The sequence below is a fragment of the Bacillus sp. NEAU-Y102 genome, from assembly GCF_054788175.1.
Window position 1 is genome coordinate 147,604 of sequence record NZ_JBTWFK010000001.1, and the last position, 25,352, is coordinate 172,955.

Consider the following 25,352-nt stretch of genomic DNA (forward strand, 5'->3'; position numbering starts at 1 on the left):
AAATAGCACCCTTTAATGGAATAACTAATACGTTCCGTTAACGCTTTGCTGGCCATGCCCCCTGCATTTTCCTTAATTGAATAATTTGGCCTGTATGATAAGCATCATGAAGCATGATGTCCAGTAATTTCTCTTCAAGTGAATTTTGTTCAAGCTCTTTTTCAGAAATCACGCTCAATACCTGTCTTAAATTACGCTGAGCATTTTCAGAACGTTCAACGACTTCCTTCCATTCCGTGTCATCATTAGATTGCTTAGTAAGATAAAAAGTGTCATTACCGTCAAGGTTATGTGCCCATCCATGACCTTCCAAGTTTGCAGCAAGCCTCTCTTTGTAATAAATGAGATGATTAACGTTCTCCCAAATGGTATTCGTTTCCTCACCAGATGGTTTCCACATAGCCTGTTCGGCTGTAAGTCCTTCTATAGCATGTTTAAACGGTGCATACCAACTCTCTTTATCGAATGTTGAATCTAGTGCGTTTAATAACAAGTCAGTTCGTTTCAAATTAATTTCCTCCCTACACGGTTCAAGTTTTAATACAATCCTTATAACTCTGTAGAGATTCTACATTTTTAAATAAACTTCCTGCTAATCTTATGCCACAAATCGGTCCAATTATGTAATTAAAATGACTCCCATTCTTTCACTTTACACGTATACTAGCGCCCAAAAAAAGAAGAGGCCGTTCCCAAACAGCCTCTTCCATCTATTTCGGAAGCTCCACCCGAACAGTAGTCCCTTCCCCTTTCGTGCTATACACTGAAACGTCTCCGTTATGCAGTTCCACAATCTTCTGCACAATCGATAATCCTAAACCACTACCTTCTACGTTTCTCGCTCTTGCCGTATCTACTTTGTAAAAACGATCAAATATACGGTCCATCTCTTCTTTTTCCATACCAATTCCGTTATCAGATATAGAGATAATGACACTAGACTCTAACTCTTCGACGAAAAACTCAATCGTCCCACCATCGTTTGAAAACTTAATGCTATTCGTGAAAATGTTACTCCATACTTGATGAAGTAAGTTTTCATCACCTTTTATAGTGATATCTGGCACATCAAATTCAACGGCGATATCTTTTTCCCGCCATTTCCACTCAAGCATAAAAATGACGTCTTTAATTTGCTTCTGTAGATTGAATTCTCTTATTTGTAGAACCTTTTCCTCTTTATCTAATGAAGCGAGCGTAAGTAACTGTTTACATAAACTAGACATTCGCTTACTTTCACCCTCAATAATTTGTAAGTAATGATTTCTTTCTTCCTCACTCATCTTTTCTGTTTGCAACGTCTTTGAAAAACCTTGTATGGAAGAAAGTGGCGACTGAAATTCATGTGAAACGTTCGAAACGAATTCTTGTCTCATTTCATCTAGTTCTTTAATACTCTTCGTCATCTTTTGGAAGCTTGTAGATAACGTTCCTATTTCATCTTTTCGTTTTACGTCTAATTCAATTTCATATTCCCCACTCGCAATTTTTTGCGTAGCCTTCGTAAATTTACGAATGGGACGAACGATATAACCTGCTGCAATCGCTATAAAAATAATACTTAGTAAAACGATAAACCCAAGTAATACCGCTAAGAAAATTCGCATCTCGCCAAATTGTTGCTGAATGTCAGGGCGAATGAATAAAGCGTACTGTTTATCACCGTGTTTTACCGGGACACCGACGCTATTAATTAATTCATTATCGAAAAATCCTGTAATGAAAAGGCGCGTTGGATAAGTAGAAACACCATTAAATGTCTCCCCCTGCAATACTTTATGAACGGTATCATCACTTATTGTCGTCTTACGAAATGCATTTCCGATACGCTTTCCATTCTTTTGATCATCGACAATATAAATTTCATATCCTAGCTTCGCAATAGACCGTAAGTATGCCTCTTGATTTTCTTCACTTTGCTTTTCATATAACGATTTTACTTCTTCAGCATACTTTAAAATCTTTTCACTATTATACGGTTTTAACTTCACTTGATAATATACGTTCGTTAATAAAAAGCCTATAATACTACTAAGTAGCATAATGCCGACCGTCATAAATACAAATCTAGAATATAGTGATTTCATCTTATTTCAGCTCCAACTTATACCCGAGGCCGCGCACCGTTGTAATTTGAAAATCATCCGTTCGTTTTGAAAAACGATCTCTTAATCGCTTTACATGAACGTCAACCGTTCGTTCATCCCCTTCAAAATCCATTCCCCATACTAATTCAATTAATTCTTCCCTTGAAAATGTTCTTCCAGGATAACTAGCCAGTTGCGATAACAATTCAAATTCCTTCAGTGGAAGCAAAATCGTTTGTCCGTTACACTTCACTTCAAAGCCTTTTCGGTCAATTGTTGTACCGTGCAACGTAATAATATCAGCACTCAGCATTTGATAACGACGAAGTAATGCTTTCATACGGAAAATGACTTCAGCTGGCTCAAATGGTTTTACGATATAATCGTCTGTACCAGAAATGAATCCTTTTTCTTTATCCACTAACTGGTCTTTCGCAGTTAATAAAATAACAGGAATATCATGATACTTACGAATTTCTTCACATAACGTATAACCATCAACAAACGGCATCATAATGTCTACAATCGCAAGATGAATATTTTCCTTCTCTAATACTTCTTGCGCTATCTTTCCATCTTCAGCCTCAAAAACTTTAAACCCCTCTTTTTGTAAATGATAATGCAATAACTCTCTAATATGTTTATCATCATCAGCTAATAAAATATGTATCATCTTCATTAAACCCTCTCTCGTTCATCCTTCTACATCACTACATTAAGAAACAATTGGATTTTTTGCAAGAAAAAGAAAAACAGAATTTATAAGTTCTTGGTGGATTGAAGAAGGTTTCAAAAACAGTCAGTCTTCAAATGTATAAGTAATTTAAAGAAAAGGATTCCTTAGAAGATACTTTTGTTATCATTATGGTCAGCTGCTTTATTTTTCTTATAACTTGATGACGTACTCTGGTGTACGAATAAGTGATCTATTACTTTTTTAGTAAGTGGTATAAAGAAATTCAGTAATAACCCACCTAAACAAACAGTTAATATAGTTCCAACACCAATTGGTCCATGTAAAATCGTTGCCATTATTAAGAATATAAGGTAAATAAATGTTCGTGCTATAAAAATATTCGTTCTAGTTAATTCTTGTATGATTAAAGTTAATCGGTCAATTGGAATGGGAGCAAAATTTGTTTGTAAATATATTGCAGTTCCTAATCCTGTACTAACTAATCCGATTCCAAAATAAATCATTTTACTGTACCATATTTCAGGTGTAATTAAATCGCGTAATAAAAATAGCCACACATCAATACCAATACCCGTTATGAATGCTGTTAACAACCCTAGTACCTCTGGTCTTTGTCTTTTTAATTTCGAATTACAACATATTAATAATAAAGCTATTATTATTTCCCAGCTTCCCACAGTAAGCCCCACATTTAAAGAAAGTCCTACTAAAAGTGCATCAAAAGGTGAAGTGCCAAAATCTGATTGTATTGTGACAGAAATACCAAGGGTTAATATTAAAATTCCTAATACATAAAAAACATACTTCATTTTAATCAACCTCTTCATCGTCATTTTTGTTGCATTTACAATAAAAATATTTTATATTAAATGTAACTTCAAATTGTTGCATTTGCAATAAAAACAAAAGATAAGGAGTTCATTATGAAAGAAATTCTTCGTGAAATTGGCATGATTGCAAGAGCATTAGATTCTATTAGTAATATAGAATTTAAAGAATATGAGCTTACAAAAGGTCAGTATTTGTACCTTGTGCGAATATGTGAAAACCCAGGAATCATTCAAGAAAAGCTATCTGAGATGATAAAAGTAGATCGTACAACCGCAGCCCGTGCTATCAAAAAGCTTGAAATCAATGGATTTATCGAAAAGAAAGAAGATGAATCTAACAAGAAAATCAAAAAACTTTTCCCAACAGAAAAAGGGAAAAATGTCTATCCTTTTATTAAAAGAGAAAACGATTATTCAAATACTGTTGCATTAGAGGGATTTTCGGAAACAGAAGCGGAAACTATTTCTAATCTTCTTCAAAGAGTAAGAGAAAATATAGAAAAAGATTGGGAATTTGTAAAAAAGGGAAATAAGAGAAATTATTGATTATATAAAGGAGCGAACTATTCAAATGACTACACATATAGAAAAGTGCACCCTTGAAGATATACACAGACTTCAAGATATTAGTTATGAAACATTTAATGAGACTTTTAAACATCAGAATTCACCCGAAAGTATGAATCACTATTTGGAAAAGGCATTTAACTTAAAACAATTAGAAAAAGAATTATCCAATATCTCTTCTCAATTCTTTTTTGTCTACTTTAACGATGAAATTGCTGGATATTTAAAGGTCAATATTGATGATGCTCAGTCTGAAGAAATGGGAAATGAATCACTTGAAGTAGAGAGAATTTATATAAAGAGCTCCTTTCAAAAACATGGTCTTGGTAAATATCTACTAAATAATGCTATTGAAATTGCAATAGAACATAATAAAAAGAATATTTGGCTAGGCGTATGGGAGAAAAATGAAAATGCTATTGCTTTTTATAAGAAATTAGGTTTTGTACAAGCTGGCTCTCATTCCTTTTATATGGGCGATGACGAACAAGTTGACCTTATAATGATCAAAACACTCATATAACTTTTTTTGAAAGGTGGGCTATTATGTATATTCCAAAGTATTTTAAAGTCACAAATGTTGATGAAATTTGGGATTTTGTTCAAAAAAACTCTTTTGGAACAATCGTCACAACTAAAAAAGAGAAACCAATCGCAACTCATTTGCCCTTTGGATTAACTAAACAAGGTGATGACTATTTTATTACTGGACATATGGCTTATGGGAACCCCCAGTGGAGAACATTTGAAACCTGCGAAGATGTTCTTGTAATGTTTCAGGGACCGCACTCTTACATCTCTTCTTCTTGGTATGAAAATGAAGAAGTTCCAACATGGAATTATCAAGCCGTTCATATATATGGTAAAGCAAGTATTTTAGATAAACAGGAATTAATAGATGAATTAACAACAATGTTGAAAAAATATGAAGAACATCGTGAAAATCCAATATTATGGGATAAACTTTCCCCAACTCTCTTAGAAAATGAACTGAAAGGGATAGTTGGGTTTAAAATTAAAGTAGGAGACATCCAGGCTGCATATAAATTAAGTCAAAATCGGAATGAGAGGGATTATAGTAATATTATTGATAAATTGTACGATGAAGGAAATCCAGATGCGAAACAAATGGCAAAACTCATGGGGAATAGATTAAACAATCACATATAATCCATTGTAATTCAACTCTCACATTTCAAAATTAAAGAAAAGACTGGAGGGCTTTATCGGCAGTTTTCTTTAGAACGTAAAAGATTGAGCTTAAAGTGCATGGGGGTTAATTATAAATATAGATCCATTAGAAAAGAATCTATTTTGAAAAAAGATTATTCAAAATAGATTCTTACATTTTAGTATTAAGATTATTTTAATCAAAAATAATTTCTAAGCCTTCGAAATATCAACAAATCCTTCTCCGAACACATCACGAACATCGTGTATAGCGATGAACGCCGCCGGATCCGTAGTTTGAACAATCCGCTTTAGCTTCACTACTTCTTGCTTATTAATAACAACATAAAGAATTTCCTTTGGAGTTTTCGTGTAATAGCCATGACCTGAGTACACAGTAACCCCTCTGCCCATTAAGGTAGTTACCTTCCCAGCTATTTCATTCGGGTTATCAGAAATAATCGTAATGGCTTTCTTCGGATTTAAACCTTCAATTACAAACTCCATCACTTTCGTTGCTACATATAGCATAATAATTGTTATCATCAGTTTTTCTGCACCAATGATGAAATAAGATGAAAACGCAACAATTAAATCGAAGAACAGTAGACCGTAGCTAATGCTCCAGCCTAAATATTTATGCGTCATCCTTGCTAAAATCGTAGTACCTGCAGTTGTTCCACCAACGCGAATAATAAGACCAATCCCGCACCCAATAAATATTCCTCCGAAAATGGCATTTACAAGCATTTCATCCGAAGCAATCGTCCAGCCTTCTGTCAAATGAAGAAATAGCGAGTTCGTAACTACAGCGATAATCGTATAAATTGTTGTAATCTTATTTAAAAACTTATAACCGGCTATTAACAAAATCGCATTTAAAATTAAGTTAACTAAGCCCGGTGACCATTCAAATAAATAGTACGTAATAATCGTGATACCTGTTACCCCACCCTCACCAAACTCGTTCGGGATAACAAACAAATTAACACCTAACGCAAAAAGAAATGCACCGATAATAATAAAAATAATGTCTGTCGTTCTTTTTTTCATACAGTACCTCACTTCTTATGTAAATATTTATTCTGCCATAAACTCTCACTATTATATCGTGGAATATTCAAATCGAACAGTGGTTTGTTTTTATTTTAATATAAGATAAAAAATCAACATTATTTATTATGTACTGCAAATAAAGTTTTGATTTCAACCGTAATTTACTCTTAAAAAGAAATGCTAAACATTGACTTGCACAAATTTCAAATAAAAAAGTACCCATCTAATTGTCATACGCAATGAGAATTAGATGGGTACTGCATGATACATTTAGTTTTTACATGTATTGTTTGGAGAAAATTGCAAATAACGACCTATACTCGCCTTATTAAGACCAAATCCATACATCATCATTATTTTCAGCGTTCGTCTTTGCTTCATGAACTTTTTCAATATGATCAACTGTGTTCCAGTTAATAGAAATACCACCCCAGCCCACATACTCCATATCAATTTTCACTTTCTCACCCACATTAAATACTTGTCCCTTTGTTAAGAAAACATCAATAATATCTTTCTTCCCATTTAGCGATGGATACTCAACTACAACATATTTAGTAGCACCGTCTCCCTCATCTTCCATCGTTCCTACTTTTGATACTTCTCCAATTACATAATTAGGTGAGCCATCTTCTTTCATGTGCATACCTAACTTGTTTGTTGTATTTTCAACTGCAGTTGCAACCATATATTCTGTAAAATTACGCATCATAGATCCAGTAGCTTTTACTTCATCTCCTACTTTCACATTTGAAAATGAATCAATATACACACTAACAGGTTCTTCGTATTGCTTAGATTTTACGACAATTACACCGTTATCTACTTCTACTACTCGTCCTTCTAACGTCGAGAAGTTCGATTCAATAGAAGCTGCACTCGCTTTTGTTACTTCTAGTCCTGGTAAATTTGTTCCTGATAATGCTGCGATCCCTAAAGCACCTGCTAAAATTATTTTTTTCATACCCATTATGAAACATCTCCATTCATGATGATTGTATTTGTTTGATTGGTATCGACCAACCTGTAATCATTATAGTTACAGGTTGTGAAAATAACAACCGTTTTCCTCATGCAATGTTGCATACTGTAATTTTTAAATATACAACAATGAGTCTAGATTCTCGAGTTACAGCAGGTGAAATTGTTGATGATGAAGAAGCTAATGTTATGCATCATATTTTTCAGCGCTACGATTTTTATAGCCGTAGTTCATTACATTATGTAGGAGCGGGATTCATATGTTAATAAAACCAAAGAGATTACAGCCAGGAGATATCGTGGCGACAGTAAGTCCTTCATGGGGAGGAGCAGGTGATTCTGAAATAAGATGGCGATATGAGCAAGGAGTAAAAAGATTAGAAGAGGTTTTTCGTCTTACGGTTATCCCAATGCCAAATAGTTTAAAAGGTAGCGAATACCTTTATAACAATCCAGAGGCTCGTGCGGAAGATATAATGACTGCATTTAAAGATACACGCGTGAAAGCAATTATCGCGAATATTGGCGGTGAAGATAGCATCCGGTTACTCCCCTATATAGATTTTAATGTGATACGCGAAAACCCGAAAATTTTTATGGGGTACTCTGACGTTACTATTTCACATTTATTTTGTCATAAAGCAGGCCTTTCCTCTTTATACGGTCCAGCAATTTTGACTGATTTTGCTGAAAATGTAGAGATGGATCCATATACAGTTGAAATGGTAAATCGAACTCTCTTTTCAAATGAAACGATTGACGAAATTCAACCAGCTCATGAATGGACGAGTGAGCGTTTAGAATGGATAGAGAGTAATAAGGATACAAGACGTACGATGCAGCAAAACAAAGGATATGAGCTACTTCAAGGCTCTACTACTGTACAAGGGCGTTTAATTGGTGGTTGTATAGAAGTACTGGAATTTGCAAAAGGAACGGAACTTTGGCCTGAGAAAAAACATTGGGAGAATAGTATCCTTTTCTTTGAAACCTCTGAAGATCATCCGGAACCAAGTTATATAAAATATTGGTTACGAAATTATGCAGCGCAAGGTATTCTGCAAAAAGCAAAAGGTATCATCTTCGGTAAACCGAAAGATGAACAATATTATGAAGAATATAAACATGAAATACTGCTGGTTATGAAGGAACATCATTTAGAAGATTTACCGATTCTTTATAATTTAAATTTTGGCCATACCGAGCCAAAGTTTATTTTACCTTACGGCGCGTTGGCAGAAATTGATTGTGAAAATGTATCTTTTTCTATTTTAGAGAGTGGCGTGGAATGAATAAAAACACTCCTATGAGATATGTCTGTGAATTGGTACTTTTTAAAAGTATATAATTGGAGGGAGATTACGTGTATGGAAGTAACATTTACAGTAAGTAAATGGGATGAAAAACCAATCGATGATACTAGAAAAGATTTCCCTATTAATATTGCACATGTCGAATATGATATTGATGGTGAATTAAAAGGAAAAGCTTTTGTTGAATACTTCTTATATTATTTAGACTCAAATATAAATGATGGTCACTTAGCTACTGCTAAAATTTCTGGATTTTTACACTTTGAAGGAATTTATAAGGGGCAACAAGGGACATTTACAGCTATAGAGCAAGGAATATTTGATAAAGGAAATTTAGATTCCCCAGGAACAATTATTAAAGCTACTGGTAACTTAGAAAATCTGAGAGGGTCCTATAATTATCAGTTTACAGGTCAAACCAGTAAACTAATTTTAGAGTTGGAATTTTAGCAAAATATCCTATAATTTAGCGGAAAAGACATTTATTGTAATACTAGGAATGTCCTTTTTGTTGACGAGCTAGTACGTTATAGTCACCACCAATTTTTATAGGCAGCGTTGATGTTAATAGTCCTTGTACAACGAATCTCCCTTGCTCATCTGGCGTAACATGATGAACACCTTCATCTTTCGATACTTCCGTAAATAGCGCAACATCTTCTTTTGTAAACGTTCGTTCAAAGGTGATTTTTTCGCCTACTTGTAATTTCATCCCATGCGCCTCCTCAAAAACTCTTTTAAAATAAGAAAAACCGAAACTATAATCATTTCGGTTTTTCAATCTAAAGAAGTCTATTTATTTTAATGAATGTACAAACAACCCGCTGCGCAGTTTCGGTTCAAACCACGTTGATTTTGGCGGCATAACTTCTCCAGCGTCTGCGATTGCTAATAAAGCTTCCATTGATGTCGGATATAATGCGAATGCTGCTTTATATTCACCGCTCTTTACAAGGTGTTCTAGTTCTTCTAATCCGCGGATTCCTCCGACAAAATCGATGCGTGAATCAGAACGCGGATCATGTATTTCAAGTACTTGACTTAATAAATGATCTTGCAGGATAGATACATCTAAACCTCTAACAAGATCATTCGCATCAAATGTTTCTTCTTTCACAGTAAGCTTATACCACTTCTCATTTACATACATACCAAATGTTTTTGGCTCATTTGGTTTATACGGAGAAACAGGTGCTTCTTCTACATAAAAGTACTGCGTAATTTGATTTAAAAACTGTTCCTCTGATAAGCCATTTAAATCTTTCACAACTCGGTTATAGTCCCAAATCGATAATTCATCCTGAGGGAATAATACAGATAGGAAGAAATTAAACTCTTCTTCTCCTGTGTAATTCGGATATTGTTCTCTTCGCATGATCCCTACTTTTGCAGCTGATGCAGAGCGGTGATGTCCATCTGCAATGTACAGGTTAGGAATATCTTCAAATAAGTTTACTAAACTTGCAATTACTTCTTCATCAGCTATTTTCCAAGCAACGTGCCTAACGCCGTCTTCTGCTGTAAATGTATAGATTGGCGCATGTTCTTCTTTCCAGCTGGCAATGAAATGCTTTATCTCTTCTTTTGTACGATACGTTAAAAAGATAGGACCCGTATTTGCATCACACACATCTACGTGACGAATACGATCTAGCTCTTTTTCATGACGCGTTCTCTCATGTTTTTTAATTGTATCATCTTCATACTCATCAATAGATGTACAAACGACAAGGCCTGACTGCGTTCTTCCCTGCATCGTCAGTTCATAAATGTATAACGCTGGCTCTTCGTCTTGAATGAACACTTCTTCTCGTATAAATCGATTTAAATTTTCACCCGCTTTTTCATATACACGATCATCGTACGGTGAAAGTGCCGGGTCTAAATCAATTTCTGCTTTATCAACATGCAAGAAAGAATATGGATTCCCTTTTACAACTTCCCTTGCCTCTTCACTATTTAATACGTCATACGGTAAAGCTGCCACTTGTGCCGCTTTTTCCTCTACTGGACGAATGGCCCGAAACGGTCGTATTTTTGCCACATTCCTCTCTCCTTTACACAATCATTCGAACGGCTACAACACCTGTAATTTTGCTTATATTTTCTACAATATTCTCTTTTATTATATCATCAATTCCGTTATCGATATCAATCATTGTGTATGCCCAAGAATGTTTACTACGATTAATCATATCGGCAATATTAATATGATGTTCCGCTAAGCATCCTGTAATTTGCCCTACCATATTCGGGACGTTTTGATGCATAATTGTAATTCGTTTCTTTCCGATATACGGCAATTCTACGTTTGGATAGTTTACTGAATTACGAATATTTCCTGTCTCTAAATATTCACGTAATTGGCGCGCTGCCATGAATGCACAGTTTTCTTCTGATTCGGACGTAGATGCACCAAGGTGAGGCGTCGCTGTTACATTTTTCATCTTTATCACATTTTCATTCGGGAAGTCTGTTACGTAATGCGTAATAACATCTTCTTCTAACGCTTTTTGAAGAACATTTTCATCTACAAGTTCTCCTCTTGAGAAATTGAATAAACGCATACCTTTTTTCATCTTCTCTATAGCGTGTTCCCCAATAATTCCCTTCGTTTGATTTGTAAGAGGAATATGAAGGGTAATATAATCACACGTTGCAAAAATTTCATCAAGGCTAAATGCTCTTTGCACATGTGTAGAAAGACGCCAAGCTGTTTCAACTGAAATATAAGGATCATATCCAATAACGTCCATCCCTAACGCTAACGCATCATTCGCAACTAAAGCACCGATTGCGCCAAGTCCGATAACACCTAGACGTTTCCCTGCAATTTCTGATCCAACAAATTGTTTCTTTCCTGATTCAACAAGCTGTGGTACTTCTTCACCCTCTAAGTTTTTCGTCCAACTTACACCATTAATAATGTTACGTGAAGACATAATAAGACTGGCAATAATGAGTTCCTTTACAGCGTTTGCATTTGCCCCCGGCGTGTTAAATACTACAATTCCTTTTTCTGTACATCGCTCGACAGGAATATTATTTACACCAGCGCCAGCTCTTGCAATCGCCTTTAAGTCTTTTGAAAACTCTTCTTGGTGTAAAGAATAGCTGCGAAGTAAAATACCATCTGGGTGGTCCATTCTATCCCCTACTTCATAACGCTCTCCGTCAAGAACTTGCAAACCCTTTTCTGCAATTTGATTTAACGTTTGAACACGAAACATATCCCCATCTCCCTATCTATTCTCAAGCTCAAATTCCTTCATATAATTTACTAATTGCTGTACACCGTGTACTGGCATCGCATTGTAAATACTTGCACGCATACCACCGACTGAGCGATGTCCTTTTAACGTAACAAGGCCGCGTTCTTTCGTTTTTTGTAAAAACTCATTGTTCAGCTCTTCTGACGGTGTTGTAAACGGAAGATTCATAAGTGATCGATACGTAGGATCAACTGGTGAAGTAAACAATTTTGATTCATCTAAGAAATTGTAAAGAAGTGAAGATTTCATTCTATTCTGTTCTTCAATCGCAGATACCCCGCCTTGCTCTTTCAACCACTCTAGTACAAGTTTTGTTACGTAAATACTAAAGGATGGCGGTGTATTATATAAGGAGTTATTTTTACTGTAAGTTTCATAATTTAACATTGTCGGACAAGAGCGATCTGCTCCCCCAATTAAATCTCTTTTTATAATAGCAATCGTTAAGCCCGCAGGTCCTAAATTCTTTTGCGCCCCCGCATATATAAGACCAAACTTCGAAACATCATATCGCTCTGATAAAATATTTGAGGACATATCCGCAACGAGCGGCACTCTTTCTACATGTGGAATGTCCACATATTTTGTCCCCTCAATTGTATTATTCGTTGTAATATGTACATAATCTAGTTTTTCATCACTTAATAAACCGTCCAGTTTAGGAATCGTAGTAAACTTCTCTTGCTCGGAAGAAGCAATCACTTGTACTTCCCCAACTTTTTCGGCTTCTTGTAGTGCCTTTTTAGACCATGAGCCAGTTAGTACGTATCCAGCTTTTTTATACGTATTCATTAAGTTGAACGGTATCATAGAGAATTGTAATGACGCACCGCCTTGTAAAAATAAAATATCATACTCATCAGGGATGCTCATTAATTCACGAAGTAAGTTACTCGCTTCCTCTATAATACTTTGAAAATAAGAAGATCGATGACTCATTTCTATAATAGACATGCCTGTCCCGTTATAATTTAAAAGCTCCTTTTGCACTTTCTCTAAAACTGGCAAAGGGAGTATTGATGGTCCTGCTGAAAAATTATAGACTCTCTCCATTACCCTCATAACCTCCCTATTTCTCATTCGATTATTTTTTAAACTTTCTGAATTATAACCCAAAATATAATATATGGTCAATTTGTTTTCTATTATTACGACGCAAGACGCGATGGAATCGCTTGCAAGTGCAGACTTTTTATATATACATAAAAAAGTGTTAAGTACATAATCGCACTTAACACTCTAATAATAGAATAATAATAGCTAGTCGTTCGTAAAGAACCGATCAAAAATTTGATAAATAGCAGAAAGACCAATGAGCCAATAAATAGTGTCCACAAGCGCCGGCATAGAACCAAACCATTTCTCAACTACATTGTAATCTAACGCTACAAATAACCAATTCAAACCGCCGAGAATCACCAAAATTACTGTAAGGTAAGACAAAAATTTCATTATGATTGCCCCCTAGGTGATAAGATGGTGAAAGGCCTTTCACTAGAAATATATGTAGTAATCTTTAAAACTTACCTATTTTATAAAAATTATTTTCGGTACCACCCGTTAATAACTGCCTCTGCTTCTTTACTATGTATTTGATACGCATGTGTACTATCATTAGAGCCAATAAACCAAATTGAAAAACCTTTAAAATATGGTTTCGGTTCTAATACATCGCGGTAAGCACGCCATCCATTTAATTGTACATCTTTTGAAAACACATTTGAAACATCTGGATTCCACGGATTTTGTAATCCAAGTTCACGCGCCGGAACGTTAAACCCACCGAAGTAAACTGGTTTTCCTGTTGCATTATGTAATTGTTCCAATTGCTGAACAACATTTTGTCCACGATTATACACTGTCGTCGCAAATAAACTTTTCTTTACTTCTTCATATGTTGGATTTCTTTTTCCTGAAACTTCAAACCAACTATCAATACTTACAATATCCACCTTTTTTAAATACGGACGATTGATTTTCTCTTTAAACTTCGCTTCATAAGAAGGGTCCCAGCTTGCTGTTAACCACCAGTTCATTTGATACAAAACATTTCCTTTATACTGATTACGAACAAAATCAATTGTATCGCTCCAGTATCCTTCTGCATACTCCATATTCACGAAATTAGAAGCAATCTTTAGTCCATACACATTGTATTTACTTGTAATGGAATTAAAAATATCTTGCAGAATAACCGTCTTCCAATTCCAGAAGAAATCATTAATGTTACTTGGGTTCCATTCTGTCTCTCCAACATTCCCCTGCTGAATATACGGGAACGGTTCCACTATAACTTGAATATTACGCTTTAATAATTCTTGAATTAAAATAATAGCTTGTTGCTTTTGCGCTTGATTAATTACCATGTTAGTAGAAGTCACATTTGGGATATCTACTTGAATCGGTACATTTACTGTATTTAAATTTAAGCGCTCCACATCCGCTAATACTTTCGCTACATTTCCAACTTCCCATACTGTTACGTTTCCTGATTTGATTTTTCCAGATTGAACAGTATTTACATCTGCCTGTACATTTCCTTGAAAACAAAAAGAAAACAACATAATAAACACTCCTAAAAAACTTATTAAACTCTTATTTTTCTTCACAACTTTCCCCCTATAATTTTTGGCTTTCTTGATTATTTTATACAACGTTTCACATTTATTCCAGAAAAAAATGAAGTGCCGTTCAACTATATTCATATAAATCTCCTAAAAATAGTAGGAAAAATAAAAAAGGAGCAGTTTTCCGCTCCTTTTTATCCTTTTACGATTGAAATTATTGAATCCCTTCTGGTAACTTAATTGAATTAAACTTTTCATATGAATCAATCTTTATACTCACAACTGCATCCAATTTTTCCTTATCTGTACTAGCTTTTTTATCTGAGTTACTTTCACTCACTTTTATAGTTGTTCGCATCTCTTCAAATTTATAATCTTTTGTTATTATATATTCAATGTTAAACGCATCCATATTAAATCCTTCCGTTAATTTTTTCATATCCCCATTAATTTTTTGTAACGTATCTACCGCTTCTTTTCCCTTTAATTCAAGTGTAAGTTTATATGTGTCTCCATCTTTCTTTGCCTTCATTTTCTTAGCCAAAGCTTCCGGTAAATCTAACTCATTAAGTAAATTTTTACTGACCATTACATCATTTACATTAAATTGATCATTAGGTATCGTAACTAACTCTCCTGTATCAGGGTTTTTCACTTGAGCAGCGACCTTTCCATTTACTTCATACGTTACAATATCTGTACCACTTATTTTCATTTCAGCTCTAGAATTCTTCAGTTTCGGCTCCATCTGTATTTTCATTTTAATTTCTTCTGATTGGTTGCTCCCCTTCATTGACATAAGAGATGTCAATGTAAGATACTCCTCTTGTTTTAATCCGTCAGCTGCTTTTTTAAAAATATCTTTCGCTACTAACTCTTTTTCTTTTTTTACAGATACTGTTTTAGGTCCACTTGTTTTTTCACTGCTACAACCAGTTGTTAAACCTACTATTAGCGCTAAACTAGATATTACAACCATTTTCTTCATACTGATCCTCCCCATTTCCCGCTTAAAATATTTTCATCCCATGTATAGTAAATCAACTGAAATAAACATATATACAATAATTATTTAACCTCTAAACGAAACCAGTTATTCAATCCGTATACTAATGTAACTAAAGCTCCTATCACACCAAAAACAACAATATTTATACCAATTGACGAACCGAATAAAACAGCCATCATTGACACTATCAGTAATAGCATGGCAATACTATTTATCTTAATTTCTACTACATCGCCATCCTTTACTTTCTTTTCTTTACTTCCAAAAAAGAATTGTTTCACTTTTATATTCACTTCATCTCCCTCAAAAGGAAGCGTATATTCTTCGTTATTCTCAAGTTTCATTACTACTTCGTTATCTACCTTTACAGCAACTCTTGCTGCTCCTCCCATTATCCCTGTCGCTCTTATTACTTTAATACTCATGCTAAATCTCCTCTCCCCCTATGAATTCTCCATGTCATTCATTTTTGTAATTCTTCTCTTATGAAATCCTTGAATGTAAAACAAAAAATGTATTTGTATGACATCGAAATCTTTTACGCTATACACCCATTTCTCGTTAAACAAAATATTCCAACAGAAATTATAACAAGTTCCTGCAAATTTTTTTGTCAAATTTTGTCGCGTTTACAAAAAAAGAGACTCTTACATATAGTAAAAGTCTTTTCTATCATTACCGTGGCTATAACGTTAACATTTTCCCTTCGATTCCCGCTGTATTCAGTGTAGTCGTATGATACTCTCCATTTACCCAATCATCTATTTGATCATGATACCAATCCCTTCTAAAAGGATAAAAATCCTCTTCCCCCTAATTCGCTTTTATTATGAAAGAACCTTTTGAAACATTGAAAAACCCCCTTCATTTTCCTACCAATGAAGGGGGTTTTCTTATCGTTCGCTACGCCAACTTTCATTATGCCCAAGATTTGAATCTGTCGCTACTTGCACATCATATAACATTTCACTAAAGAAGCGTTTATCTACTTCTTTTGGTACAATGCGTCTTTCATCATCAATCTCATCGTATTCATATGAACCACGATTCACTGTACCTGCTTTATAAAATTGAATGTCAAATACACATACATCTTCTTCATCTTCATAACCAATCGGCGCTCCGCTAAATGACAATTGCACGCCTAATCCGGTACGAGTATCTTCTTTGTAAAATGTATAATACACACCGCCATCTTGAACAGACCCACGGATCCATCCAAGCTTCGTCATCTTACCGAATAACGAACGACCATTTAGTAAAATACCGCCAAATCTCTCAATAGCACTCTCATCATTCTCTTCTACTACAAACACTGGACGCTCAATTTGTAGGAACGGCTGAACAATTCCCGCACTTTCTAATTGCTCTTTCCATAATTCCTTCTCCGCCTCAGGCAATTCTAACGGATGAACGAAACCAATAACAGTGCCAGATGAAAGTTCATAACTCTTCCCGTCAATTGTACAGAACACGCCACCTTCTGCATAACGGAATGCCTTCAGCAACTTCCCTTCCTTATACTCACCCCAAATGAGTGAAATAGAAAATTGCTTCATAATTGGATTATCCATAAATACAGACTTCCATGCATTATGTGACCAATAACGCTTTAATGAAAGTGCCGTTTCCAATCGTTGTTTTTGCATGGAAAGAGTATTTCGGAGTTCCTTCTTTAAAGAGGCTAATTCTTTTTTAGCCTCTTCAGCCTTTTCTACATCATCTTTTGCATTCGGCTTTGGAAGTGACTTCATACGTTTTCCTTCTTCTGTCTCTAATTCAATTTTTGACTCTGTAGTTAAAATGGCAGTAAAACTTCGATTCCCGAAATCAATTATTTTTTCACCATGTATAGTAAAGCCGAGGTCCGGCACCAATTGATCTTCCAGCTCTTCCTCTGTTATACCACGTGTTTTCGCAGCAAAACTTAGCGCTTCTTTTGCTGCATTACGTACTTGCTTATGTTTATATTTAAATGCTATTGCATGAATAGACATAAGTGCAAGCTTAGATGAAGACAAACCTAAAGCACGAACGGCATCCGCTGCTATCTTTCCTCTCATTTGAAGCACCCATTCATCAATTTGCTTTATAAGTATGTCGACCATTTTGTCGTCACTATACATTCCGTATAACGAAAGAATTCCACGTTTCTTCACATCTGCGTCTTGAGAAATCCATATTTGATATATTGTTTGCACATATTCTTTTAAGTCCTCTTCATTTAAAGCTCTACCAATTACTTCTGCTGTTTCTTTCTTCTCAATAACAACATCTGAAATATACTGTTGTAGATAGGCTAACGGAATTGCAGCATCAGCAATTTCATCAGAGTCACGTAAACGGATTTGTGGCTCATCCCCAATCAATTGCAGAAGTGAATTTCTTGTTTGTTCAGTTAAAATACGTGCACATAGTTCTTCTATCTTTTCTTCCTCCGTTTGAAATAAAAACGAGAATTTCCCTGCGAAAGATTCATTTTTACTTTCTTGCAAAGCTTCCTGTACAAGTTTCGTATATTTTTCAAGCTTATACTCTATAAGTATTTTCATCACATTTTCACGAACAATTTTCTTTTTATTATGAAGTTCAACTGCTACATCTGCTGCAGCTTCTACATCTTTTGAAAGCAGTTTAACTACAGACTCACGCATTTTTTTAGATGAATCTCCTAAGCTTTTAATTAAAATTGGACGCATTTTAATCATGTTATCCTTTGCTAACTCTTCTAAAATATATGCTTTGGCCACAGCAGAATACTCATCAAATCGTTCAATGATGTACGCTTGTTCTTTTACAATTACACAAACAAGCGCTTCCTTCGCCTTATTTCGCTCTTCACTGTAACATGCAGCTTCTTCAACTGCATAAGCGATAAGCTTTTCCTTACTTAATCCATACGAAAGCAGATCTTCTAATACTTGTTTCGGTTCTACTCCCCTGACAGAACATTCGTAAAGAAGTTCGTATAAATTAACACTATCTTCATCTCCAAACTGTAGTGTAAGTACAGCTTCCCTCTTCGCTACATCATCTATATCCCAAAGAAGCGCAACCTCTAACACCGGCATACCCCAATACATACTTCTATATTTCGGATTTTTAAGTATTTGCTCCATATCCTCAAGTGACAATTTCCCTAGTAAATAATCACGATATGTATCCCGCACTGTAGACAATTTTATTTGCAAAGCAGCAACAAAAAATTCTTCTCGCATTTTCCCTATATTTAGCTCATATCCTTTTTCAGCTAACGTGCGTGCGATGATGAGATAATTCATTTTACTTACATATTGCAAAGTACGTTGAATAAATTCAGGATCTTCCTCCAACATAAAGCATAGCAATTCATATTCATACGTCTTACAAAAATCCTCACTATTCAAATCATGTTGCCTTAGACGATGCGCGAAAAATCGTTCCTTAGAAATCCAAAACTGTGTACAAAAACTTTGAATTTCTTCATATGTTTCTCTATTTACACTACCAGTTTTTTTGTAGTTTTGAGACTGACCGAGAGTGTGACACATATAACGTGTTGCATAGTTTATAAAACCCCAAACATTTTTCTTCGCCAATATTTCAATATATCGCCTCGCAACATCCGAATATTTATGAACACAAAATAATAGCCGCCAAATATGTTCCGGTAAATTCCAACCTATAAATACTTCACTATCATCTTTACCTTTTAAATACCGTTTAACTGCTTCAACCTTTTCCTTTTCCCCTAGCAGTTTCAATATAAATTCTGTATGTTCTTCTAACCTCTCATTCAATAAAGAACTATATGTACGAAACTTTTCATAATCTACATCAAACATTACAAGAAGTAATGTTACTTGCTGGTTAGTTGGTAAAGTATGTAATTGTCCCTCTATATAGTTCGGATTCTCTCTTGTTAACTCTCTAAGAAAAACATCTGCTTCATTCACATAACTTGAAATACTGGATAAATATTTACATGCGATTGCTACAAGTTTGTCCAAAGGAAGTGCACTTTTTTCTAAATAAATCTTCATTTTAGAAAAACTGACATGCGCAAAACGGACTACAAGAACATTTAATAATTGCTCCTCGAGTATATGGTAAAATAATCGAAAAAAATCCGGATCTTGTTTATGCACTTTCCTAAAATCGTTTATAAATCGCTCCGCAAAATCGCTTCTTTTTTGATCACGAATTGTCGTTAGTTGAATATCTTTTAAAATCCCTTCTTCTTTTGTCTGTAAATATCGTTGTGATAATTGTTTCTGTTCTTCTGTCATATTAACATATTGAAACAACTCAGATGTACTAGTAGTCAAACTTTGTACCCCCCGCATCTTTTTATCTATTATAAAAATACCCTTATTTAATGGTAGTATAGCATAAACCTCACAAAAACGAACATACATTCTATGTTAAGTTAATGTAAATTAAAATACACTACTCAAAATACATTTCCTTCTCTCTAAACTTCCCATTACGCACTTCTCCACATTCGTATTTGAAATAGGGTTATAGTGTAACCAGTTTATTATGAATACCTCTTTCGTTTTCGTATCATATAGAATCTTTCCATACTCAACAAACCTGTTTAGCAGCTTCTCAACAGTCTCCATACTATAACCTGTTTCAAGCTCTGCCACACGCTTCGGTAATATGTAAATACCACATTGCTTTGTTTTCGTACCAGTTAACAAATATATGTAAAAATAACGCTCCTCTGGCGTTAAATCTAATATGAATTCATCTTGCCAAAAGTTCACCTGCACATTACGGTATACCGCCATATGTTTCCCTCCACTCTTTGCTAGTAAATAGGAAAATTTTAATCCTTCATTATAAAGATAGGCATGCGGGAATGGTTTTGGCATTCGAATTACAATTTTTTTACTACTACAACGCCGGTTTCATTTTTTCGCGCTTGTTTTGTTCTTGTAGTTGTTTTTGTTTTTGTTTTTTCTTAGTAATTTATTACTTGGTAGGGGCTTATGAGGGGCTTGGAAGGGCATTCTACATTACAATCTATCAAATACAATTTGTTCTTCCTACTAAATAGGAGCTATTCCAAATTATTATTTTGGATAGCTCCTTTCAAATTCTTCTTATTTTTTACTTCTACCAATGTCAGCTTCTACATACAATTTCTTCTGCTATTTGCGGGCAGTAACACTCTCATTTCAAAATTCGGTGAATAAACTGCTCGATTGCAATGCGAGTGACCCTCACTGATTAAAGTTTCATTTTATTTTTGCATTGAATCTAACATCTTCACAATAAAGGCAGCTGCCTGACCACGAGTTGCTGTGCCTCGAGGATCAAACTCATTATTTCCAATACCATTAACTACCTTTAGACTGTATAATCGTTGAACCGATTCTTTGTATGTTATTAAATGCTTATCTGTAAATGGTAATGCTACTAACTCACCTGTAATTCCTTTATATCGTAATGCTTTGTCAATCATAATAGATACTTCTTCACGAGTAATTGGTGAGTTAGGATCAAAAATCCCTTCACCACGACCATTAATAATTCCTGCACTTGCACAACGTTTAATACCGTCATGAAGTGATGGATGTGCCTCATTAATATCTACAAATGACTTATTTCCCTCTGGTAGTTTAAGAGCATTCGAGATTAATTTCGCAAACTCCGCTCTCGTTACATTTCGATATGGCGCAAATACACCATTACCTTCGCCTTGCATAATACCTAGACTGTTTAATTTACGAATATGCCCTTCAAACCAGCCACCTGTAATATCATCTTTTGGTTTTTGTACTTCTTCCTTTGGCTTTTGTACTTCTTCCTTTGGCTTTTGTACTTCTTCCTTTGGTACATTGTAGTTAATTTTAATCCAACTTGGGTCATAGAAAATCCATTCTCCATTACCTACTTTATACCAACCATTTTTAACCGCTAATACTTTGTAACGATCTCCGTTTGAAGCTTTACGTACAACACGATGTTCAATACCCGCATCACTACGTACATTGATGCCACTACCATTTACCACTAGTTCCATGCTAGGTTCAGCTGGATTATTTTCATTTGGATTAAATGAGTCATTTTTATCTTGTAAAGGCGTATCAATCTGCGCATTTATATTTGCATACCACTGAATTCCTTGTACGAAACCAGCCCAATTACCACGTGAAATTAAAATGTCAGGACATTTTTTCCCGCTCCATTGTTGATGCTTGTAAATATGATCTGCACCAATTCCTTCTTTGTTCATTAAATAACCTGCAAGTCGTTTTGCATTTTCTAATGCTTTATTGTAATCACCATCTTGGTTAACCGCGATCTCGATACCGATAGATTCCCTGTTTCCTGATCCATCTCCATCTCCTGCATGCCAACCATTTTCGTTTGTTGGTAAGTGTTGATAAATTTGTTTATCGTCTACAGTAAAATGCCATGAAGCTGTTCGGAAAGTGCCTTCAGTTGCTTGCTTGTATAAATATTTCGCATGATTTTCAGCATTAGCACCAGCGGCTGTATTTGCGGTCTCATGAATTGTAATGTAACGTGCTTTCATCGGATTTGCAGGACGAATATCAGGATTTCCTGCTGGAACAATCCACTCCACAAATGGAACTCCTGCAAGTGTTCCATATTTCTTCGTACTCTGTGCGCTATATTGAATACCTCTTGGCTTTGCAACAGGTTTCATTTGACGATCAGACCCATCATTTCGACCATCTACAGATTCAAATGCCTTTTCAATGTTTGAAATAGCTTCCTTTTCTGCTACTTGTCCCTTCTTAGCATCTTGCATTTTGTTTAATTCTTCTGTTTCATCATGTTTATGCTTATATTCTTCTAAAAGCATTTTTTCATTTTCAGATACTTCTGCTTCGTTAATTTGTACATGATTAGGAACTTCCAACTTGAAATTAGAATAATTTAATCCGCTCGATCCGTGTTCTCCTTGGGCAATATTAAGTTGATCAGTTTGAGAGTTGTTTATCTCTTCTGCTGATACTGATAAAGGTACGCTCCCTAAAATCACTAGACTTGTTGATAGTGCGATTACTTGTTGTTTGATTGTCTTATTCATTATTATAATAGATACATACACATTCCCGCCGTGTATGTATCTCAACCTCCCTTTATTGTCACATTAATTTTTTAAAATATGAATCTACTATGTACTTCTAATGCATTTTCTTTTTATTTATATATTTAAATTACTATATTTTATACCCATTAAGAAAATATTTATATGTCATCCCTACAGATGAATTTCATCTAACATACTTTTTATAAAATTCGTCAACAAACATTATTTTACAACTAATTACAAATGCCGTCAAAATAATCAATTTAAACTTAAACAAATGACTGGCACACAAATTTATATAAATTGGGATGGCGTGTTAGTAGACGACATGTTAAATGATGAGGGCAACCAATTCGCAATGTACTACTTTAACAATAAGGATGAGTGGAAGTATATAGATGATTACTCAGGTATTTTTACAGACGATGGAGAAACTCTCTACCACGTGCAAGTTACTTGAGAAAATTATTTCAAATTAAAAGAAGTTATTGATAATAGCTATAATTTTTGGAAAGACAACTTACAAAATATATAATTATAACAAGTCGATTTCTTATTTTAATAAGGAATCGACTTTCTTAATATTTAATTTGCTGATTAACATCTCACTCAAAAATTATTTTACTAACGATACTATTATAGATACCGAATTATCTATAACGGAACGTTCTGGGCGTGATTTCATTAACACTGTTAATCCAATTAAGGACGTGACTAATGTTTGCGCTAATGCTTTAGCGTTCAAATCACTTTGTAGTTCTCCTGATCGAATTCCCTTCATGATTAATTCTTGAAAAATAACTGCAAGATACATTTGGTGTTCTCTAGTCAGTACTTCAAACTTTTCATTATGAGGAGCAAGCTCAACCATTGTGTTAATACAAAAACAGCCTTTACTGAACTCTTTTTTATATTCCTCTTCCACCATATTTTCAAAAAACATCCGAATTGCTTCTTTTACAGATTGTTCGTTTTGAAGTTTTGTTCGTATACGAGCCGCATGTAAATTTGTGTATCTCCTTAATGCCGCTTCAAATAAGCCCTCTTTATCACCAAAAGCTGAATATAAACTCGGTTTTTGTATTTCCATTCTTGCAGTTAAATCACTTAATGAAGTAGCAGCGTATCCTTTCTCCCAAAAAAGTTGCATAGCAGCATCCAAAGCTTTTTCTTCATCAAATTCGCGTAGTCGAGCCATTTAAAAATATCCCCTTCCTCTACATTTTCAGATTATAAACTAACACTTTATGTACCAATCAGTATATTATATATCGTATTAAATTATAAACGATGTGTCAAAGAAAACGGAATTAAATCAAAAGAAACTTGACATATATATTTACTCAAGATTATATTTTACTTACAAAATAACATACCGTTCGGTACGTTATTTACAACAATACAAAATGGAGCTGATTTTATGAATAGCAAGGAAAAGATGATGACCACTCTTAAACATAATGATCCCCAGTTACATTCACCTATTAGCACAAACATGTCCCGCTACATGACTCTATTATTCGCAATAGCTTGCGGGATGGCGGTGGCAAATATATATTTCGCTCATCCGCTACTTGATTCTTTATCAAATGAATTTAAGATTAGTCATTCAACTATCGGTATTGTGATTACTATTACTCAAGTTTGTTATGCAATCGGATTACTTTTATTAGTTCCACTTGGTGACTTATTAAACCAAAAAAGACTCATTATTGTTCAAATGGTTTTATCCGTTATCGCTTTAATTGTAATTGGGACCGCTCCCTCGGCCATCGTACTTTTTATAGGTATGGCCTTAGTAGGAATTCTTGCAACAGTTACGCAAACACTCGTCGCATACGCATCCATTTTAGCAAATCCAGCTGAACGTGGACGCATAGTAGGTTTCGTTACAAGCGGCGTTGTAATAGGCATTCTCCTTGCGCGTACATTTGCAGGCGCATTAACAGATTTAGCTGGATGGCGATCCGTTTATCTCACCTCCGCTACACTTATACTATTCGTAACTGTTTTGTTATATCGTAATTTACCTACTCTTGAACAGAGCAGAATGACAACTATGCCTTACCGGAAGTTAATACGTTCTGTACTCTTATTATTTGTAGAAGAACAACTCTTACGCATTCGCGGAATATTAGCATTGCTCATTTTCACTTCATTCAGTATTTTATGGACTTCTTTAGTATTACCTCTAAGTGCTACACCACATAATCTTTCACATACAGCTATTGGTGCGTTCGGCCTTGCTGGAGTTGCAGGTGCATTAGCTGCTACTAAAGCTGGACAATTAGCTGATAAAGGATTAGGACAAAGAACAACTGGCATAGCTTTATCTTTATTAGTACTTTCATGGCTCCTAATTAAATCTATTAATCACTCTCTATTATTACTAATTTTCGGCATTATCCTCTTAGATTTAGCGGTGCAAGCTGTACATGTCACCAATCAAAGTATGCTGTTCACAGTGCGTCCCGAAGCAAGAAGTCGACTTACTGCCAGTTACATGATTTTTTATTCTATCGGTAGTGCAACAGGTGCAATTCTTTCAACAAATACGTATGCAAAATATGGTTGGGATGGCGTATGCATATTAGGTGTATCTATTAGTGCTTGTGCTCTTTTATTTTGGATAATAACCTTGCGGCGATCATCACAGCTGAACGAAGAATAATTCATTTATGATTAATACGTGTTTTTCTACAAGACTATAGAATAGCATTTATTTTTTAACACAAATCAACGGCATTTT

At 34.8% G+C, this 25,352-nt stretch carries 23 protein-coding genes and 3 pseudogenes; 8 read left to right on the forward strand and 18 right to left on the reverse strand.

Going from position 1 to position 25,352, the window contains the following annotated elements:
- Positions 1 to 37 precede the first annotated feature (37 nt).
- The 4 genes from ACYFX0_RS00640 to ACYFX0_RS00655 all read right to left on the reverse strand — a co-directional run bounded on the left by ACYFX0_RS00640 (position 38) and on the right by ACYFX0_RS00655 (position 3,593).
- The gene (locus ACYFX0_RS00640; RefSeq protein WP_000831311.1) at positions 38 to 508 is read right to left on the reverse strand and encodes a DinB family protein; all 471 of its coding nucleotides are present in this window, start codon (positions 506 to 508) and stop codon (positions 38 to 40) included.
- A gap of 202 nt (positions 509 to 710) precedes the next feature.
- The gene (locus ACYFX0_RS00645) at positions 711 to 2,087 is read right to left on the reverse strand and encodes a sensor histidine kinase (protein ID WP_097825870.1); all 1,377 of its coding nucleotides are present in this window, start codon (positions 2,085 to 2,087) and stop codon (positions 711 to 713) included.
- Between the two features lies 1 nt (position 2,088).
- Positions 2,089 to 2,766, reverse strand: coding sequence for a response regulator transcription factor (locus tag ACYFX0_RS00650; protein WP_000781960.1), 678 nt, complete (start codon positions 2,764 to 2,766; stop codon positions 2,089 to 2,091).
- Positions 2,767 to 2,927: 161 nt separating this feature from the next.
- Positions 2,928 to 3,593 (reverse strand): YczE/YyaS/YitT family protein, encoded by a 666-nt coding sequence (locus tag ACYFX0_RS00655; RefSeq protein WP_074789731.1) that lies wholly within the window; start codon positions 3,591 to 3,593, stop codon positions 2,928 to 2,930.
- Between the two features lie 114 nt (positions 3,594 to 3,707).
- Here ACYFX0_RS00655 and ACYFX0_RS00660 point away from each other — a divergent pair, with 114 nt between their 5' ends.
- From ACYFX0_RS00660 to paiB, 3 genes are read left to right on the forward strand one after another with little or no spacing between them, the layout of a single operon-like run.
- A complete protein-coding gene (locus ACYFX0_RS00660) occupies positions 3,708 to 4,160 on the forward strand; it encodes a MarR family winged helix-turn-helix transcriptional regulator (protein WP_106082058.1) in 453 nt (150 codons plus the stop codon).
- 25 nt (positions 4,161 to 4,185) lie between these two features.
- Positions 4,186 to 4,704, forward strand: coding sequence for a GNAT family N-acetyltransferase (locus tag ACYFX0_RS00665; protein ID WP_000207056.1), 519 nt, complete (start codon positions 4,186 to 4,188; stop codon positions 4,702 to 4,704).
- Between the two features lie 23 nt (positions 4,705 to 4,727).
- Positions 4,728 to 5,351, forward strand: a complete 624-nt coding sequence (gene paiB / locus ACYFX0_RS00670; RefSeq protein ID WP_000275827.1) for a protease synthase/sporulation negative transcriptional regulator PaiB — start codon at positions 4,728 to 4,730, stop codon at positions 5,349 to 5,351.
- 213 nt (positions 5,352 to 5,564) lie between these two features.
- On the opposite strand, the gene ACYFX0_RS00675 is transcribed toward paiB, so the two are convergent.
- Together ACYFX0_RS00675 and ACYFX0_RS00680 are read right to left on the reverse strand one after the other, a co-directional pair.
- Complete coding sequence (locus tag ACYFX0_RS00675; RefSeq protein ID WP_000747488.1) at positions 5,565 to 6,404, reverse strand: YitT family protein; 840 nt, start codon at positions 6,402 to 6,404, stop codon at positions 5,565 to 5,567.
- A 331-nt stretch (positions 6,405 to 6,735) separates the two neighbouring features.
- A complete protein-coding gene (locus ACYFX0_RS00680) occupies positions 6,736 to 7,377 on the reverse strand; it encodes a F0F1 ATP synthase subunit alpha (RefSeq protein ID WP_016077469.1) in 642 nt (213 codons plus the stop codon).
- A 35-nt stretch (positions 7,378 to 7,412) separates the two neighbouring features.
- On the opposite strand from ACYFX0_RS00680, the gene ACYFX0_RS00685 reads away from it, so the two are divergent.
- The 3 genes from ACYFX0_RS00685 to ACYFX0_RS00695 all read left to right on the forward strand — a co-directional run bounded on the left by ACYFX0_RS00685 (position 7,413) and on the right by ACYFX0_RS00695 (position 9,151).
- The gene (locus tag ACYFX0_RS00685) at positions 7,413 to 7,655 is read left to right on the forward strand and encodes a hypothetical protein (RefSeq protein ID WP_106082059.1); all 243 of its coding nucleotides are present in this window, start codon (positions 7,413 to 7,415) and stop codon (positions 7,653 to 7,655) included.
- A complete protein-coding gene (locus tag ACYFX0_RS00690; protein WP_000905878.1) occupies positions 7,649 to 8,680 on the forward strand; it encodes a S66 family peptidase in 1,032 nt (343 codons plus the stop codon). The genes ACYFX0_RS00685 and ACYFX0_RS00690 overlap by 7 nt, the downstream gene beginning before the upstream one ends.
- Positions 8,681 to 8,755: 75 nt before the next feature.
- A complete protein-coding gene (locus ACYFX0_RS00695) occupies positions 8,756 to 9,151 on the forward strand; it encodes a DUF3224 domain-containing protein (RefSeq protein WP_000454103.1) in 396 nt (131 codons plus the stop codon).
- Between the two features lie 61 nt (positions 9,152 to 9,212).
- Here ACYFX0_RS00695 and ACYFX0_RS00700 read toward each other — a convergent pair.
- The 11 genes and pseudogenes from ACYFX0_RS00700 to ACYFX0_RS00750 form a co-directional block, all read right to left on the reverse strand.
- Positions 9,213 to 9,413 (reverse strand): annotated as a pseudogene (locus ACYFX0_RS00700) (hotdog family protein); the annotation flags it as partial.
- Between the two features lie 84 nt (positions 9,414 to 9,497).
- Positions 9,498 to 10,745 (reverse strand): DUF1015 domain-containing protein, encoded by a 1,248-nt coding sequence (locus tag ACYFX0_RS00705; protein WP_001063062.1) that lies wholly within the window; start codon positions 10,743 to 10,745, stop codon positions 9,498 to 9,500.
- Positions 10,746 to 10,758: 13 nt separating this feature from the next.
- Positions 10,759 to 11,931 carry a 3-phosphoglycerate dehydrogenase family protein gene (locus tag ACYFX0_RS00710; RefSeq protein ID WP_000490235.1) on the reverse strand — a complete coding sequence of 391 codons (1,173 nt, stop codon included), beginning with the start codon at positions 11,929 to 11,931 and terminating at the stop codon, positions 10,759 to 10,761.
- 12 nt (positions 11,932 to 11,943) lie between these two features.
- Positions 11,944 to 13,026: a 3-phosphoserine/phosphohydroxythreonine transaminase gene (gene serC, locus ACYFX0_RS00715; RefSeq protein WP_106082060.1), complete on the reverse strand. Its 1,083-nt coding sequence runs from the start codon at positions 13,024 to 13,026 to the stop codon at positions 11,944 to 11,946.
- Between the two features lie 207 nt (positions 13,027 to 13,233).
- Positions 13,234 to 13,425: a DUF378 domain-containing protein gene (locus tag ACYFX0_RS00720; RefSeq protein WP_000670804.1), complete on the reverse strand. Its 192-nt coding sequence runs from the start codon at positions 13,423 to 13,425 to the stop codon at positions 13,234 to 13,236.
- An 89-nt stretch (positions 13,426 to 13,514) separates the two neighbouring features.
- Entirely contained in the window at positions 13,515 to 14,582 is a 1,068-nt protein-coding gene (locus ACYFX0_RS00725) for a glycoside hydrolase family 113 (protein ID WP_000739768.1), read from the reverse strand.
- Positions 14,583 to 14,754: 172 nt separating this feature from the next.
- Entirely contained in the window at positions 14,755 to 15,528 is a 774-nt protein-coding gene (locus ACYFX0_RS00730; RefSeq protein ID WP_106103367.1) for a DUF6612 family protein, read from the reverse strand.
- 80 nt (positions 15,529 to 15,608) lie between these two features.
- On the reverse strand, positions 15,609 to 15,974 hold the full coding sequence (locus ACYFX0_RS00735; protein WP_106082063.1) for a hypothetical protein: 366 nt from the start codon (positions 15,972 to 15,974) through the stop codon (positions 15,609 to 15,611).
- Between the two features lie 468 nt (positions 15,975 to 16,442).
- Positions 16,443 to 19,856 (reverse strand): DUF4132 domain-containing protein, encoded by a 3,414-nt coding sequence (locus tag ACYFX0_RS00740; protein WP_247727458.1) that lies wholly within the window; start codon positions 19,854 to 19,856, stop codon positions 16,443 to 16,445.
- A 135-nt stretch (positions 19,857 to 19,991) separates the two neighbouring features.
- Positions 19,992 to 20,408, reverse strand: a pseudogene (locus tag ACYFX0_RS00745) (DnaD domain-containing protein); the annotation flags it as partial.
- A gap of 371 nt (positions 20,409 to 20,779) precedes the next feature.
- Positions 20,780 to 22,600 carry an S-layer homology domain-containing protein gene (locus ACYFX0_RS00750; protein WP_306692630.1) on the reverse strand — a complete coding sequence of 607 codons (1,821 nt, stop codon included), beginning with the start codon at positions 22,598 to 22,600 and terminating at the stop codon, positions 20,780 to 20,782.
- Positions 22,601 to 22,859: 259 nt separating this feature from the next.
- Here ACYFX0_RS00750 and ACYFX0_RS00755 point away from each other — a divergent pair.
- Positions 22,860 to 23,138 (forward strand): annotated as a pseudogene (locus ACYFX0_RS00755) (DUF7832 domain-containing protein); the annotation flags it as partial.
- An 81-nt stretch (positions 23,139 to 23,219) separates the two neighbouring features.
- Here ACYFX0_RS00755 and ACYFX0_RS00760 read toward each other — a convergent pair.
- The gene (locus ACYFX0_RS00760; protein WP_098611775.1) at positions 23,220 to 23,801 is read right to left on the reverse strand and encodes a TetR/AcrR family transcriptional regulator; all 582 of its coding nucleotides are present in this window, start codon (positions 23,799 to 23,801) and stop codon (positions 23,220 to 23,222) included.
- Between the two features lie 222 nt (positions 23,802 to 24,023).
- On the opposite strand from ACYFX0_RS00760, the gene ACYFX0_RS00765 reads away from it, so the two are divergent.
- Entirely contained in the window at positions 24,024 to 25,274 is a 1,251-nt protein-coding gene (locus tag ACYFX0_RS00765; RefSeq protein WP_106082066.1) for an MFS transporter, read from the forward strand.
- Positions 25,275 to 25,352: the final 78 nt, after the last annotated feature.

Bases quoted from the DNA above. Each gene is read 5' to 3' on its own strand.
- paiB (WP_000275827.1), top strand. From the start codon at position 4,728: ATGTATATTCCAAAGTATTTTAAAGTCACAAATGTTGATGAAATTTGG.
- ACYFX0_RS00675 (WP_000747488.1), bottom strand. From the start codon at position 6,404: ATGAAAAAAAGAACGACAGACATTATTTTTATTATTATCGGTGCATTT.
- ACYFX0_RS00690 (WP_000905878.1), top strand. From the start codon at position 7,649: ATGTTAATAAAACCAAAGAGATTACAGCCAGGAGATATCGTGGCGACA.
- ACYFX0_RS00710 (WP_000490235.1), bottom strand. From the start codon at position 11,931: ATGTTTCGTGTTCAAACGTTAAATCAAATTGCAGAAAAGGGTTTGCAA.
- ACYFX0_RS00735 (WP_106082063.1), bottom strand. From the start codon at position 15,974: ATGAGTATTAAAGTAATAAGAGCGACAGGGATAATGGGAGGAGCAGCA.
- ACYFX0_RS00765 (WP_106082066.1), top strand. From the start codon at position 24,024: ATGAATAGCAAGGAAAAGATGATGACCACTCTTAAACATAATGATCCC.
- ACYFX0_RS00665 (WP_000207056.1), top strand. From the start codon at position 4,186: ATGACTACACATATAGAAAAGTGCACCCTTGAAGATATACACAGACTT.
- ACYFX0_RS00660 (WP_106082058.1), top strand. From the start codon at position 3,708: ATGAAAGAAATTCTTCGTGAAATTGGCATGATTGCAAGAGCATTAGAT.
- ACYFX0_RS00680 (WP_016077469.1), bottom strand. From the start codon at position 7,377: ATGGGTATGAAAAAAATAATTTTAGCAGGTGCTTTAGGGATCGCAGCA.
- ACYFX0_RS00650 (WP_000781960.1), bottom strand. From the start codon at position 2,766: ATGAAGATGATACATATTTTATTAGCTGATGATGATAAACATATTAGA.
- serC (WP_106082060.1), bottom strand. From the start codon at position 13,026: ATGGAGAGAGTCTATAATTTTTCAGCAGGACCATCAATACTCCCTTTG.
- ACYFX0_RS00645 (WP_097825870.1), bottom strand. From the start codon at position 2,087: ATGAAATCACTATATTCTAGATTTGTATTTATGACGGTCGGCATTATG.
- ACYFX0_RS00720 (WP_000670804.1), bottom strand. From the start codon at position 13,425: ATGAAATTTTTGTCTTACCTTACAGTAATTTTGGTGATTCTCGGCGGT.
- ACYFX0_RS00730 (WP_106103367.1), bottom strand. From the start codon at position 15,528: ATGAAGAAAATGGTTGTAATATCTAGTTTAGCGCTAATAGTAGGTTTA.
- ACYFX0_RS00695 (WP_000454103.1), top strand. From the start codon at position 8,756: ATGGAAGTAACATTTACAGTAAGTAAATGGGATGAAAAACCAATCGAT.
- ACYFX0_RS00760 (WP_098611775.1), bottom strand. From the start codon at position 23,801: ATGGCTCGACTACGCGAATTTGATGAAGAAAAAGCTTTGGATGCTGCT.
- ACYFX0_RS00750 (WP_306692630.1), bottom strand. From the start codon at position 22,600: ATGAATAAGACAATCAAACAACAAGTAATCGCACTATCAACAAGTCTA.
- ACYFX0_RS00655 (WP_074789731.1), bottom strand. From the start codon at position 3,593: ATGAAGTATGTTTTTTATGTATTAGGAATTTTAATATTAACCCTTGGT.